At 49.8% G+C, this 12,761-nt stretch carries 15 protein-coding genes; all 15 read right to left on the bottom strand.

Annotated elements, in window-relative coordinates; genetic code table 11:
- Positions 1 to 223: 223 nt before the first annotated feature.
- Positions 224 to 1,501 carry a sensor histidine kinase gene (locus tag ADH66_RS03860; protein ID WP_066535491.1) on the bottom strand — a complete coding sequence of 426 codons (1,278 nt, stop codon included), beginning with the start codon at positions 1,499 to 1,501 and terminating at the stop codon, positions 224 to 226.
- Between the two features lies 1 nt (position 1,502).
- Positions 1,503 to 2,213, bottom strand: coding sequence for a LytR/AlgR family response regulator transcription factor (locus ADH66_RS03855; protein WP_066535494.1), 711 nt, complete (start codon positions 2,211 to 2,213; stop codon positions 1,503 to 1,505).
- A gap of 594 nt (positions 2,214 to 2,807) precedes the next feature.
- Positions 2,808 to 3,275, bottom strand: coding sequence for a YbhB/YbcL family Raf kinase inhibitor-like protein (locus ADH66_RS03850; RefSeq protein ID WP_084384257.1), 468 nt, complete (start codon positions 3,273 to 3,275; stop codon positions 2,808 to 2,810).
- 54 nt (positions 3,276 to 3,329) lie between these two features.
- Complete coding sequence (locus tag ADH66_RS03845; protein WP_304431966.1) at positions 3,330 to 3,500, bottom strand: cysteine-rich KTR domain-containing protein; 171 nt, start codon at positions 3,498 to 3,500, stop codon at positions 3,330 to 3,332.
- Positions 3,501 to 3,923: 423 nt separating this feature from the next.
- Positions 3,924 to 5,600 (bottom strand): recombinase family protein, encoded by a 1,677-nt coding sequence (locus ADH66_RS03835; RefSeq protein ID WP_066535506.1) that lies wholly within the window; start codon positions 5,598 to 5,600, stop codon positions 3,924 to 3,926.
- Between the two features lie 100 nt (positions 5,601 to 5,700).
- The gene (locus tag ADH66_RS03830) at positions 5,701 to 5,865 is read right to left on the bottom strand and encodes a transposon-encoded TnpW family protein (RefSeq protein ID WP_066535507.1); all 165 of its coding nucleotides are present in this window, start codon (positions 5,863 to 5,865) and stop codon (positions 5,701 to 5,703) included.
- Between the two features lie 436 nt (positions 5,866 to 6,301).
- Complete coding sequence (locus ADH66_RS03820) at positions 6,302 to 6,538, bottom strand: helix-turn-helix domain-containing protein (RefSeq protein WP_066535510.1); 237 nt, start codon at positions 6,536 to 6,538, stop codon at positions 6,302 to 6,304.
- A 6-nt stretch (positions 6,539 to 6,544) separates the two neighbouring features.
- Entirely contained in the window at positions 6,545 to 6,973 is a 429-nt protein-coding gene (locus ADH66_RS03815) for a sigma-70 family RNA polymerase sigma factor (RefSeq protein WP_066535512.1), read from the bottom strand.
- A gap of 543 nt (positions 6,974 to 7,516) precedes the next feature.
- Positions 7,517 to 8,248: an ABC transporter permease gene (locus ADH66_RS03810; RefSeq protein WP_066535513.1), complete on the bottom strand. Its 732-nt coding sequence runs from the start codon at positions 8,246 to 8,248 to the stop codon at positions 7,517 to 7,519.
- Positions 8,249 to 8,260: 12 nt separating this feature from the next.
- Positions 8,261 to 8,992, bottom strand: a complete 732-nt coding sequence (locus tag ADH66_RS03805) for an ABC transporter permease (protein WP_066535515.1) — start codon at positions 8,990 to 8,992, stop codon at positions 8,261 to 8,263.
- Positions 8,985 to 9,908 (bottom strand): ABC transporter ATP-binding protein, encoded by a 924-nt coding sequence (locus ADH66_RS03800; protein ID WP_066535516.1) that lies wholly within the window; start codon positions 9,906 to 9,908, stop codon positions 8,985 to 8,987. The genes ADH66_RS03805 and ADH66_RS03800 overlap by 8 nt, the downstream gene beginning before the upstream one ends.
- Before the next feature lie 73 nt (positions 9,909 to 9,981).
- Positions 9,982 to 10,749, bottom strand: coding sequence for an ABC transporter permease (locus ADH66_RS03795; protein ID WP_066535518.1), 768 nt, complete (start codon positions 10,747 to 10,749; stop codon positions 9,982 to 9,984).
- A 105-nt stretch (positions 10,750 to 10,854) separates the two neighbouring features.
- Entirely contained in the window at positions 10,855 to 11,778 is a 924-nt protein-coding gene (locus ADH66_RS03790) for a sensor histidine kinase (protein WP_066535520.1), read from the bottom strand.
- Positions 11,775 to 12,476 carry a response regulator transcription factor gene (locus ADH66_RS03785; RefSeq protein ID WP_066535522.1) on the bottom strand — a complete coding sequence of 234 codons (702 nt, stop codon included), beginning with the start codon at positions 12,474 to 12,476 and terminating at the stop codon, positions 11,775 to 11,777. The genes ADH66_RS03790 and ADH66_RS03785 overlap by 4 nt, the downstream gene beginning before the upstream one ends.
- A complete protein-coding gene (locus tag ADH66_RS03780; protein ID WP_066535524.1) occupies positions 12,469 to 12,657 on the bottom strand; it encodes a transposase in 189 nt (62 codons plus the stop codon). The genes ADH66_RS03785 and ADH66_RS03780 overlap by 8 nt, the downstream gene beginning before the upstream one ends.
- Between the last annotated feature and the right edge of the window lie 104 nt (positions 12,658 to 12,761).

The raw sequence follows: 12,761 nt of genomic DNA, 5'->3' as shown, positions 1-12,761 counted from the left end.
GAGTTCTAACCCCCATCATTTTAGTTGGCAGAGAGTGCGGTTTCAAGGCTTTTGCAATGAAATGCTATCTGGATGTAATGAAATGTTCTGCAACGGTCACTCCGAAGCGTCCAGCAGTATTTTTTCGCACAAACCGCCTCCAGCTTCCTTTGGTGAGGCCCTTGTAAAACACAAATGTCCGGAACGCTCTATCTGCCGCAAATTAATGGTGTCCACAATAGCTTTATTGCAAGGCTGAAGTGTTCATCAGCACACTCAGATAATACTGCCGGCCGTTTTTCTCCGTCAGCACCGCCCCGTGATACTTTTCCGCCACCGCTTTGATGTTGGAAAGCCCGGTCCCCGCCGGGGGCAGGGGTTCCTCGGAGCAGGTGTTCTCAAAGGCCAGCAAATAGAAATCTCCCTGCCGCTTGCCGCTGATGCGAAGGGCCTTGGCTCCCTCCAGAGCTCGACAGGCGGCGATGGCGTTGTCCAGGGCGTTAGCAAAGAGCACGCACAGGTCAAAGTCGTCGATCCCGCAGGGCTTGGGCAAGACCAGGGACACCTCCGCCGCGATCTCCTTCGCCAGCCCCAGCTTCTCCCCCAATAGAATATCCACTACCGGATTGCCGGTCTGATAGGGAAAGGACAGAGCCTCCGAGACGGTTTCCAGCCTTTTCAGATAGCCTCTGCCCTCCTCCAGCTTTCCGCTCTTGAGCAAGCCGTCCAATACGGACAGATGATTTTTAATGTCATGGCGGAAGGATTTTGTCTGCTCATAGCGCGCTTGAGCTTCGGTGATGTAGACCTTCTGTGTATGCGCGGCCTGGGTCAGCGATTGCAGCTCCGCCTTGGCCTGAAACCCCTGGCAGAGCTGGCGGTAAGCGTACAGGGTGCACAGCAGCGCCGCCAGACCCATGATTTGCAGGAGCAGCAGCGTACTGTGCTTGCCCACCTCCGCCAGAGAAATAGCGGGGTCAAAAAAGCTGTAGGAGGTCTGGAGGATATACAGCTCCGCGGCAAAGAAAAACAGGCCCGGAAACAACAGCAGACCGATGTAAGGCGTCTGACTGTCCTCTGTCCAGGCCAGGAGTTTCCGCACGGCGCGGTAACAGCAAATGCACAACACAAAATAGAGGACCTGTGCCACCAGAAGCAGCAGATACAGCAGCGGGCTTCCGAAAAACGGTGGAACCACCACCGCCTCCACAGAGTTGATAAAGCCAAAGGAGAGCTGCGAAACATAAAAGGCCAGCACCGCCGCCAGCCAGGAGATGGGCCGCTGGTTCCTAAACGCGAAGCGGTTGATGGCGTACAGCCCCAGAATACCTGTGGCGATGGAGAAGATGCCGTTGTCGCCCAGGCGCAGCGCCAGCCCTTGAATCCCGCAGAGGGTAAGGCAGTAGACCGCAAAATGCCAAAGCCTGCGCTCCTTTCCGGTCAGGCGGCTGACAAAGAAAATATGGGCCACCCCCTGCCCAACGATACTGACCATGTCCATAATCAGGCTGAAATAATCCATGCTAGGCACCCCTCTCCTTCATGTGGCGCAAAAGAGCCTGGGTCAGCTCCCGCTCCCGCAGCCGGGAAACCGGGAGGCGCTCTCCCCTTTGCAGCAGAACCTGCCCACCCTGGCACCCGCTCACATAGTCCAGATTCACCAGGTAACTCCGATGGCACTTGAAAAAGCGGCTGTCCACCCGCTGTTCCAGCTCCTCCAGCCGGTCATAGTAGTCAACCACCCTTCCGTCATTTTTGTGAAGATAAATTTTCCTGCCCAGCACCTCGCAATACATAAGGTCCGAGAGCAAAACCACCTGACATCCGGAGCCCCGCTGTATCACCAGATTTTTCGCCGCGTCCCGCTCCAGCCAGCCCAAGGCCCGGTCCATGGTCTGCCGGAATCGGGCTCTGTCCAAGGGTTTTAGAAGATAGTCGTATGCCTCCACCTGAAAGGCGTCGAACACGCACTCCTTCAATACGGTCACAAACACCAGCAGACTGTGATTATCCCGCTGGCGCAGCAGCCTTGCTGTCTCCATGCCGTCCGGGCGCTCCATCTGGATGTCAAGAAAAATAACGTCAAATTCCTCTGAGGACTTCAGCAGCGCGTACCCGCTGGAGAAACACTCCACCGAGTAGCCACCGGCAGTTTCCTTCATATAGCTTGCAAGCTGATCCGCAATTTCCCGGGCCATCTGTGGCTCGTCATCGCAGATTGCGAACTTTATCATACTTATCACCCTATTATTAGGTTAACAAAAATGTGACGGAAGAGCAATCTATTTGTCATGAAATGTTGCGGAACTGTAATGAAATGTTTTGGGTGGGGTTGTTCGCCCTTGAGAATAGTGTAAAGCGGGGCGGGATAGTTGTCAAGCTGCACGGCAGCGTCATAGGTGTCAGCGGTATGGAGCGCCGCGCTCTGGCTCTGTAAGCTGTTTGTGGCGGTGTTGTTCTGCCATGTAGCAAGTGAATGATCTTCACTCAAATGCAGACTGGTATCTGTTTCCCTTATGTGGGGCGAATCTTTTTTGCCGGAAGGGGGAGAAACCTTTGCCGCAGGGTGTACCCTTTCAAAATCCTGTCGGCTGGCGGTTTTCTGTACAGCATTCCGGGCTGACCTTTTTGATTGGGCTGGGGCAAGGGTTATGCTTGCGAAAACACCCACTATGGAGAATTTGTGATTTGGTCAAATAAGCTCCACGCGCCGTCCACATAACTCCCCTTTTCCCTGGCTACCGCCGCCACTTGGTATGTTTCAGCACCTTGCTCTGTTTCTGGAATGATTTCAGGGTTAGCGGTGCAGTAGTCCTCGTCTGCATAGTTTATTCAAAATACCCATAAATTTTCCCCTCCTGAATAATATGGCGATTAGCCTTACTCAAAACTTTTCGTTTGAAAGAAAAAGGGGACAAATCAAGTTTGCAATCTAATACATAAACAGTAAAACAATACTTATGAGACTTTCCTTTAGGTGGCTTCGGCCCTGCATAACAATGAAAACCATACCCAATTCCTTGTACCGCACCTTGTAATGAAGATATTGATTTCCCTGACGGAATTGCTTTCGTAATTCTATCTCTCGCAGGAATATTCCAAATAATCCAATGCGTAAATCCCTTTATCGGATGGCTCAAGTCCTCAAGCGTAATCATCAAAGTAACTGCCCTTGTGGATAGATTTTGAATAATAAATTCCGGTGAAATATCTTTCCCTCTACCTGTATTCTCAATAGGGAATTTCCCACCATTATTTAAGCCTACACATTCAAATTCAAGAACATTATTTTCCATATCATTTCCCCTTTTCTACTGTTTTTAATTTCATTCTTCATCATTCTTCAAACTTCAATACTTAGCCTCCAGTTTCTTGACCACGGTTATTTGCAAATCTTTTACCGCTATCAAGCTTTCCCGCTTGCACTTCCGATAGTAAAAAGGGTAGTTATTCAAAATGGTATCCTCTTTAATCCTGTTACGGGTTTTACTGCCGCAAAGAGGATATAATAACCCTTTCATATTTTCTTCCTGCATACAATCACCTCAAATTGCAAACCGTTTTTTATTTGGGATATCCAAAACAAACCGCAATAAGAACAAATACTATTCCGAGTGCAATAAGTATTATAGACCAACCCTTATGCTTTTTGCAAGAAATTCCGAGTGCAATAAAAAATATTCCTAATAACATTGACGCTACCATTGCAAAAAATCCCATTTTATTTACTCCTTTCAAGATGAATTACTCTAGGACAGCCCCTCCTTTGTTATGAAATACTTTAAGTCCAGGGTTATGCTCGGCTCCATTAAGGGTTAAGATAACACCTCTGAGATATTTCTCATCGCTTCCATATGAAAACCGGGCTGTCTGTTTGCTGGGGTGAGATAACGTAACCGTTTTTGAATGGTACGCTATCTTGCCCCAGCATTTTGCTTTCAGCCCTAAACGACAACGCTTTTGACATCAGCGCCAATCTGCCTGAAATAAGAAACGCTTTCCGTGGGCTGGTCGCCGGTGTCTACCTTGCCCACGAAGCTGTAAAAGATTTCGATTTTGCGGGTGTTGGTGTTCTTGTCCAATTCGTAGACCAAAATACGGTCGATAAACTCATGGACATTCTCATAGGTCAATTCGCTGATCTCCGTGTACCGGCGTACCAGGGCGACAAACCTTTTCACATCGGCGCTGCGCTCGGCGGCGGTGTCGATCTCCTTTTTCAACTCCGCGGTCCGCTTTGTCAACTCCCGTTTTTCGTCCTCATAGCCGGAGGTCAGAAACACAAACTGTTCATTCGATAACCGGCCCAATGCGTTGTCCTCGTACAGCTTGCGGAATAAAAGGTTGATTTCGCCCAGCCGGGCCTCCGCCTTGTCAAGCTCCTTGCGCTGGTGGCCCAGCGCCTTTTTCATGGCCTGCTCGCTGCACTCGGTAGCGGTCTGAATAAACTCCTGCTCATGTCCTTTCACATAGGACATAATACGTTGTAAGTCAGCCAAGACAAGTTCTTTCAAGACACTTTTGCGGATGTAATGTGTCGTGCAAAGAAAATCATTTCTGGCCCGGTTGCGGTAGTTACCGCAGGTGTAAGCGTGTTTCCGCTCCGGCGTTCCGGCTCCTTTTTGGAGATACATTTTGTAGCCGCAATCTCCGCAGAACAGCAGCCCGGAAAACAGGTCGATTTCATCAGACTTGGTAGGACGGTGGCGGGTGGTGATGCGCTTTTGAGCAAGTTCAAAGGTTTCCTCGTCAATCAGCGGTTCGTGGGTGTTGGGGAAGAAATACCGCTTGTCCTCCGCATTTTTCCGCGTCTTTTTGGACTTATACGACACCTTGTAGGTTTTTGCCGTGATGGTATGGCCCAAATATTCCTGCCGGGCGAGAATGTCATACAGCGTCTTTTCAGGCCAGTTGTACCAGGCGTTCAGTTGGGGGCGGGGATGTTGGGTTCTTCCTGTTCGGCGGTAGCGGAGTTCCCCAACAGTCAAAATCTCGTTGTCCCGCAGCCAGTTTTGAATTTCACAGATACGGTCGCCCCGCACATACATGGCGAAAATCTGCTTGACAGCATGGGCCGTTTCCGGGTCAGGAATGAGATGATTGCGGTCGTTCGGGTCTGCGATATACCCATAGGGGACTTCTCCGTTGACACGTTCGCCCCGCTGGGCCTTGGCCTGCTTCACCGCCCGGATTTTCTTGGACGTATCGCGGGCGTAAAACTCATTAAACCAATTCCGCAGGGGGGTAAACTCGTTATCTTCCCGCGCCGTGTCCACGCCGTCGTTAATGGCGATATAGCGCACCTCATATTCCGGGAATACGATTTCGATAAGCTCCCCGGTTTTCAGGTAGTTCCGGCCCAGGCGGGAAAGGTCTTTCGTTATGACCGTCGCCACGTTCCCGGCCTCAACCTCGCGGAGCATGGCTTGCAGCCCCTCACGCTCGAAGCTCACCCCGGAAAAGCCATCATCGACGAAAAAGCGGGTATTCAAAAAGAAATGTTCATCCGCATACCGTTGTAAGATCAACTTCTGATTTTGGATGCTCTCGCTCTCGCCTGCCTGCATATCCTCTTGACTTAACCGGCAATATAAAGCGGTTATCTTGTCTGCCTGTAACATTGTTCCTCCTTTCCGACAGCAGACAAGCATGGTATATGTACGATTAAATTATACCATCAACCGCTGTCCTTGTCAGCTCAAAAATTATAAAAAGAGCGCCCTATTTCTGGACGCTTCCGGCATTCTGCTCCATATCCTTGCGGATAAGTTTTTTGATCTTCTTGTCTATGGTGTCGGTCGCTTTCTCGCTGGCCGACGCACAGACAAAATAAGTCGTTTTGCCAATTTTATGCGTCGTTGTGGCGCTGATCTGATTTTGCGGCAAAGGACTTCCCCCTTTCGCAAATGAATATTACAGGTTATGAACAGTGGCTTGTCCACTATTCTGATAAAGGGGCATAAATCGGACGGCTGGCGGCGACCAGCACCACGGGACTTTCACCCCCGCATGGTTCTCACGCGGCCCTACCCATTGCCTGCGACGCTTTGAACGCTCGGACTGTGGCTGTAAGGGAGTATCGTTAGCGTATGCGCCGCTGATTATAAGCTGCCGGCTTTTCGATGTAGGCGGTTCTCGCTCTCCCGCAGGATGCGGGGTCATGGCGCGCCCACCGACGCGGCGCATACAGAATGTGTCCGTTGCCCTATGCTGCGCCGCCGTTATCTTGCGGGCTTTCTTTGTCAAGGTGCAACGCCGGGCCGGAGGCAGGGGAACATGGAAAGGGTAAGGTGTTCCGCCTGCCCTGCCGGGCCGGTTGCCGTCAATTCATGGCGACAATAGCGTGGATGAGCTTGATTTCCAGCAAGTGCTTCATGTACTCGTCCACGCACTCATGGGGATAGCTGTACTCGTCATACAGCGTCCGGGTACAGAGCTTGTTTATGTAGCCCTCGTAGTACCGCAAGACCTGTTCCACGGCCTCGGCGTCCCCGGCACGGGCGGCTTCGATCACCGGCATGGGGAGAAGCGCCCGGCCCTTGTAGTCAGGTTCCGACATTTGCGTTCAACCTCCTTTCGGCATCAGCGCCGCCAACTTGTTCCGCAGTTCGTCCAGTGCTTTCCGTCTGCGCCGCTGGATGGCATAGCGGGACAGCTCCATGATCTCACCGATCTTGCCGTCTGACATTCCCAGGACACAGTGCAGTATCAGAATACTTTGTTCCTGCTCCGTCAGGGCGGCAAAGGCATCGGCCACAAGCTCGTTCTCAATCGGCAGGTCACATCCATGCGACGTAAAAACATGGCTGTCGCTGGGATAGCGGTCTACCGTGGAGAGCTTGTCCATTTCTTTCTGCGGCAGGATGCTCAACGATATATGACGGTCGCGCAGGCTGTCCATTTTCCGCAGATAGTCAATGGCCTCATGTTCCAGTACCAGCTTGCAATAGCGGTCAAACTGGCCCGGTCTGCTAAAGCGGGGGATAGTTCCCATCTTCTCACCCCCTTTCGTCGGGGGATGGTGGTGGTTCTCTCCCTTTCCGCTAACAGAGCGAAGTGATTGGGCCGATCTGCGCGGTAAATGGCCCGATTTGCAAAAATTTTTTTCGGGCCGGTCAGGACACGACAAAACTCGCCCGGCAGGTCACAGACCCACCGGGCGAGTTGCACAGTATAATTTACTTTATCTGCACCGTATAGTATAATCTCGTAGCCGCAATTCTCCCAGGTGGGGAACGGGCTTTTTTTGACGGTTCAAACGCTGTCAAATCGTGTCGAACGGCTATGTACTTCATGGCGGCTGCCTCCTGTCAGCCGCCGTACTTTCCAGCGTTACCGCATCATTCTTTTGGGGGATAAAAGAACGGCGGCTTTAATCTCTTAAAACCGCCGCATGGAACAAATAGGCACGGGAAATCGGTCTGCCCAGCAGCGGTTTTTTTCTTTTCTGCCGCTGGGCAGACTTGGCTTTTATGGACTGCTGTACGACGGCTTTTTTCTTTTGCCGTCGTGCGGCAGATTATTAAAAATATTGTGTTTATTTGGCTGTCTTGTTCAGTCCTTTCAAAATGAACAGCGAAAGAACAATACAGGTCAGCAGAACTATGACACCGATTAAAGTCTGAATGACGCTTGCATGGTAATAACCAGAAAGGTTAAAAACGGCTGTCATAGGATAGACCGTTTTTAATGTGTTGGACATACTTGCAAACAATCCAGCGAAAGAATAGATTTCAGCAAATACCAGCGCCAACCAGTAGCCCTTTTTCATCCGGGAAACCAAAGCGATAATCGGAGAAATGGCAAAAAAAACGCCAGCTCCATCCAGAAAATATGTTTTCAGGTTCTCTAAAACAAGGCTAATAGGCAGAGCTTCAAGGTGGAGAACGGCCTCAATGAGAAAGGTAATAACAAAAAGCAGGAGATAGATCAGGACGCTGAACACAAGTGTAAGCGCCATCTTGGCAAGTGTCAGTTTCATTTCATCCACGGGAATAAGGCGCAGGGATTTTAGGGTGTCCTCCTGTTCCTCCCGACAGATCATATAACTGCCCAGCAGGGCAATCACCGCAGGCAATACATAAAAGGTAGCAAGGGATTGGGTCGCTGTCATAAACCATCCTGCCTTGTCGATATAGCGGCTTCCATAGAACATGAATTGCCCCTGTGCAAAGACAATCAACGCCACCATAACCGTTGCAAAACCGGCAATCCACAGGATTTTGGAGCGGCGGAGTTTCCGGCGCTCCGCCCAAAGCAAAAGTTTCATTTCAGATGCACCTCACTTTCTCTTTTTCAAAACAGCCCCGGCCAGCAGTACAGAAGCTACGCTCCACACACCTATGCAAAGGAACGCCCCCGGAATATTAAGCGGCTGGGTAATCACGACACCTGGAATATCCCGCATAACAATGGCTGTCATGCTGGAGAGCGGATGCAGGTACATATTTACCATTAAGAGGATAAAGCCAAGAAATGTATAAACCAGCGTCAAACAGACGGGAAGAATATAGCCCTTTTGCACCGCAGCAACCGCCAGCACCGGCAACACCGCAAAAGCGGTCAGCAGGGAGATTTCCATGCACTTTCGCAGAAGATAAAGGGTGCTTGCGCTGTCAAAGGTGATATAGCCAGGCAGTACGCCGGTAAGAATGGACGCGGCTGCAATAATCAGCATAAAGCAGATCGAGTATGTCAGCACCACGACGAATTTGCTGAAAAAGTACGCCACTTTATTGACCGGCACAATCCAGAGTTGTTTAAGTATATCATACTGGTTTTCGTTATACATCAGCATGGTACAAAGCATCCCCAGCACCACCGGCAGGATAATCCACGGGGTATAGCTAAACGCCGTCCACTTGTAGAACTCGATGGGTTCCACGCCGGTTCCCTTGATATTTGCAAAGTAGAACACAGCGGCAAGAGGCATAAAGAGCGCCGCCAGCAGCATGAGCCAGATAAACTTTCTCCGCCGCAGCTTTAGAAATTCAACCTGTATCAGTTTAAGCAATGCCCTCTCCTCCCGTAATCTGCTTGAAATAATCCTCAAGGGTATCATTGCAGATTTGGGAGCTGATAACAGCCACGTCCTGCACCACAAGAGCCTTGTTGATTGCTGCCATATCCAGTGCGGTATCATAGAGCCGCAGGTTATGTTCGTCCTGCACCGCATAATCAGTCACACGGAACTGCTGTTCCAAAATCAAAGAGGTTTTGTGGACATCCGAAACCTGAAGCTGGATGTATTTCCGATTTTTCTTTTCCAAATCCTCCATGCTGTTTTCTTCCAACAGTACGCCGTGGTCGATGATGCCAATATCGTCCGCCAGAAGTGCGATTTCAGAAAGAATGTGGCTGGAAATCAGAATAGTTTTACCGCGCTCCGCGCTTAAACCCTTGATAAAGTTTCGTACTTCGGCAATGCCGATGGGGTCAAGCCCATTAGTCGGTTCGTCGAGTATCAAAAGCTCCGGGTCATGCAGGATGACATTAGCAATGCCAAGGCGCTGCTTCATACCGAGAGAATACTTGCTGAACAGCTTTTTGTCCCGATAAGGAAGCCCCACAACTTCCAGCGCTTTCTTGACGGCATTGGGCCGGGGTGTCCCGCGCAGCTTCGCAAAGATTTCAAGATTTTCCGTGCCAGTCAGGTTGGGATAAAATCCAGGAGTTTCGATAATGGCCCCAATGCGGGGATAAATGCGCTTCTCATGGCCTTTGATGTTCTGGCTGAACACATCCACTTCGCCGGAAGTGATCGGCGTAAGGCCCAAAATCATTTTCATAATGGTGGTTTTACCAGCTCCATTTCGCCCCAAAAGCCCGTAAATCCGGCCCGGCTTCACATGAATATCCACGGAGTTGACAGCGGTTTGCTCCCCGTAAATTTTCGTCAGCTTTTTGGTTTCAATTACAAAATCGTTCATAGAGATGCCTCACTTTCTTACTATGTTTCATTTTTCCAACAATATAGTTGTAAAGGCTCATAGGTCTTTTCTTTCAGTAAGATTGCTTTTTTAGAGCCATTACGGATGCAGCAGCAGATGCGGCGCCGATCAGGAGCAGCGAACCGGCACAAATAAACGGTGAAGTGTCCGGCAAAACGCCTTGCATCAGGATTTCTACCATAGCTGCGGTTGCTTCGGAAATGTGAGAGTAAATTCCCATCACACTTGCCAGCGGGTGTATTCCCATAAAATGGGCCGGGGCAATGACTACGGGAACCAGATAAAGCAGCGTTGCGCCAATAGGCAGGATATATCCTTTTGACAGCGTGGCAAGAAACACAATCGGAAGCATGGCTATGGGGATTAGAAGTCCGCTCACCAGATACAAGAGGCCAGCATCTATAAGTGTTTCTGCGTCCAAATCAGGAAAGCCCCCGGCAATCAACCCGCCGACAACACATAAAAGAAAAGTAATCAAACACAGTCCCACGGACATCAGGATCATTACAGCGACTTTTGAAAAGTATAGCTGTACTTTCGTGATGGGGATGATAAGAAGTTCTTTCAGCGTGTCGTTCTTATGCTCGTCAAAAAACAAGGTTGTGGCGAACATTCCCAGCACAATCGGCAGGAACAGACTGGACAAGTTCTTAAACGCCATCGTGTAGAGGTCGCCAAAGTTATCCATATATGGACTGCTCCTTGCAATGCTGCAAGCCCTCTCAATCGCAAGCGCCCCCAACAGCAGCGTCAAGGCCAAAATACACCAGACAATCTTATTCCGCTTCCATTTCTGCATTTCAGTTGCAATGATTGTCATGCGGTTTCCTCCTTTCATGGTTCCCATTATAAGGGACGAACCTTGCCATAACCTTGCCGAAATCTTGTTTTAACCTTGTTTTGAACGAAAGAAAGCCCTGCACGCTCACAGGGCTTTCGGAAGTATGATGGTAAAGGTTGTACCTGCTCCGGGAACACTGGCTGCCGTGATGGTTCCTTTATGAATGCTCACCAGCTCTTTTGCAATGGAGAGGCCCAGCCCGTTCCCTTTGGCAGATCGGGAGTGATCGCATTGATACATCCGTTCAAAGATATGGGGGAGATCAGAGGCAGAAATTCCTTTCCCATTATCGGCAACAACGATTTTTGCCTGCTGCTCCGTTTCGGTTACAGTAAGGGACACTTGGCTTGCGGCACTATGCGTCAGGATATTTTGCAGCAGATTATTGAGAATACGGGTGTAGGCGGTGGGGTCAACTCTTGTCATGTATTCTGCTTCGGGTATCTCTATCTCATAGGTAAAATTGTGGTTTTCCAGCAACAGCACCCAGTCAGCCATAATGTTGCGGGAAAGCTCGTTCAGATCGCAAAACTCAAAATGAAAAACTTGTTCCCCTGCGTCCAGCTTCACCCATTCAAACAAGGCGGTCACAAAGTCTTTCAGATGATGGGCTTTTTCCGTAGCAACCTGAATGTATTCTTCCTGTTCGGCTCCTGTCACCATTTTGCTTTCCACGGCCTCCAAATACCCCACCAGAGAGGCGAGAGGGGTCTTTACATCATGGGAAAGGCTTGTCATGAGCCGTTTATATGCCTGCTCGGATTGCTTTTGTTGGATAAGCTGGGATTGGCTGCTCATAGCGATCTCGTTGATGTCATAACAGATTTGCTTCGTCAGGTCGCTCTCCCGCGACAATACACGGCGGTTCAGGTTCCCGTTCTTTATATCCGTCAGGGCATCTTTGATAAGAGAAAGCTGACCCCGGACACGGTGAAGTCTGGCCCAAAGGCAGGTAATTACCAGCAGGGCAACCAATAGGGACAGCAACAGATAAAGGTTCATGCTCATGCCTCCTTGTTGAACCGATACCCCACGCCCCGGACGGTCTGGATGTAAAACGGATGCTCTGGATTTGGCTCGATTTTCTTCCTCAATTTGCTGATAAAGGACATGATATTGCTGTCGTCAAAGGCGTATTCCTCTGCCCATACCTGTGTGTATATCTGCTTTTTGGTGAATACCCGGCCCTTATTGGATGCCAGAAACACAAGCAGATCAAATTCCTTGCCGGTTAGCTCTACCGGGAGATTTTGGACAGTGACCGTCCGATTGACTTTATCAATCACCATATCTTTCAGCAGCATTGTGGCGGCCACATTCCCAGCTATGGGGTTTAAGGTGGTATAGCGCCGAACCAGGGAATGGATGCGGGCCATCAGCTCGTTAATGCTGAAAGGCTTTGTCAGGTAATCGTCTGCCCCAAGCCGTAGACCGGAAACCTTATCTTCCTCGTCACTTTTGGCGGTCAGCATCAGCACCGGCACATTATTTTTCTCCCGGATTTTCTGCAATACCTGAAAACCGTCCATATCCGGCATCATCACATCCAGAATAATCAGGGAACAGGCATCTTTGTTTTCTTCCAGCAGCCGCAGACCCTCTAAGCCGCCATGCGCCACCACCGCAGACAAGTTTTCCTGCTCCACGCATTTTTTCATTAAGGCACATAGTTCCTTGTCATCGTCTATAATTAAAACGCTATTCATGCTTCAAAGCCCTCCCTTGTTTTGTACGACCGTCAATCGGCTTCGCTGCATCTTTTGGCAAAAGCCAGATCGTTGCTACTTTCAAAGCACCAGGGATGCGCCCCGCAACGCAGTAATAGTTTATCCGTCGTGGGGTGACACCCCATTTTTCGCTCGCTTCTTTCAAAGTCATATAGTCCATGCTGCACCTCCGATATTGGTATTTTACTTCTTTTGCTCGAATAAAACAAGCGCCAAAATGTAAATAATAAAGATTAGAACCTGCTCTGTATACTTTGTTTCCAA

The organism is Acutalibacter muris (genome assembly GCF_002201475.1).
GTDB lineage: Bacteria > Bacillota > Clostridia > Oscillospirales > Acutalibacteraceae > Acutalibacter > Acutalibacter muris.
The sequence above is the reverse complement of the archived record's forward strand: the minus strand, read 5'-3'. Positions and strand labels throughout refer to the sequence as shown.

What these genes read in the sequence shown, in the direction of transcription:
- ADH66_RS03855 (WP_066535494.1), bottom strand. Translation starts at nt 2,213, where the DNA reads ATGATAAAGTTCGCAATCTGCGATGACGAGCCACAGATGGCCCGGGAA.
- ADH66_RS03845 (WP_304431966.1), bottom strand. Translation starts at nt 3,500, where the DNA reads ATGAAAGGGTTATTATATCCTCTTTGCGGCAGTAAAACCCGTAACAGG.
- ADH66_RS03795 (WP_066535518.1), bottom strand. Translation starts at nt 10,749, where the DNA reads ATGACAATCATTGCAACTGAAATGCAGAAATGGAAGCGGAATAAGATT.
- ADH66_RS03810 (WP_066535513.1), bottom strand. Translation starts at nt 8,248, where the DNA reads ATGAAACTTTTGCTTTGGGCGGAGCGCCGGAAACTCCGCCGCTCCAAA.
- ADH66_RS03780 (WP_066535524.1), bottom strand. Translation starts at nt 12,657, where the DNA reads ATGGACTATATGACTTTGAAAGAAGCGAGCGAAAAATGGGGTGTCACC.
- ADH66_RS03800 (WP_066535516.1), bottom strand. Translation starts at nt 9,908, where the DNA reads ATGAACGATTTTGTAATTGAAACCAAAAAGCTGACGAAAATTTACGGG.
- ADH66_RS03785 (WP_066535522.1), bottom strand. Translation starts at nt 12,476, where the DNA reads ATGAATAGCGTTTTAATTATAGACGATGACAAGGAACTATGTGCCTTA.
- ADH66_RS03820 (WP_066535510.1), bottom strand. Translation starts at nt 6,538, where the DNA reads ATGTCGGAACCTGACTACAAGGGCCGGGCGCTTCTCCCCATGCCGGTG.
- ADH66_RS03835 (WP_066535506.1), bottom strand. Translation starts at nt 5,600, where the DNA reads ATGTTACAGGCAGACAAGATAACCGCTTTATATTGCCGGTTAAGTCAA.
- ADH66_RS03850 (WP_084384257.1), bottom strand. Translation starts at nt 3,275, where the DNA reads ATGGAAAATAATGTTCTTGAATTTGAATGTGTAGGCTTAAATAATGGT.
- ADH66_RS03815 (WP_066535512.1), bottom strand. Translation starts at nt 6,973, where the DNA reads ATGGGAACTATCCCCCGCTTTAGCAGACCGGGCCAGTTTGACCGCTAT.
- ADH66_RS03860 (WP_066535491.1), bottom strand. Translation starts at nt 1,501, where the DNA reads ATGGATTATTTCAGCCTGATTATGGACATGGTCAGTATCGTTGGGCAG.
- ADH66_RS03790 (WP_066535520.1), bottom strand. Translation starts at nt 11,778, where the DNA reads ATGAGCATGAACCTTTATCTGTTGCTGTCCCTATTGGTTGCCCTGCTG.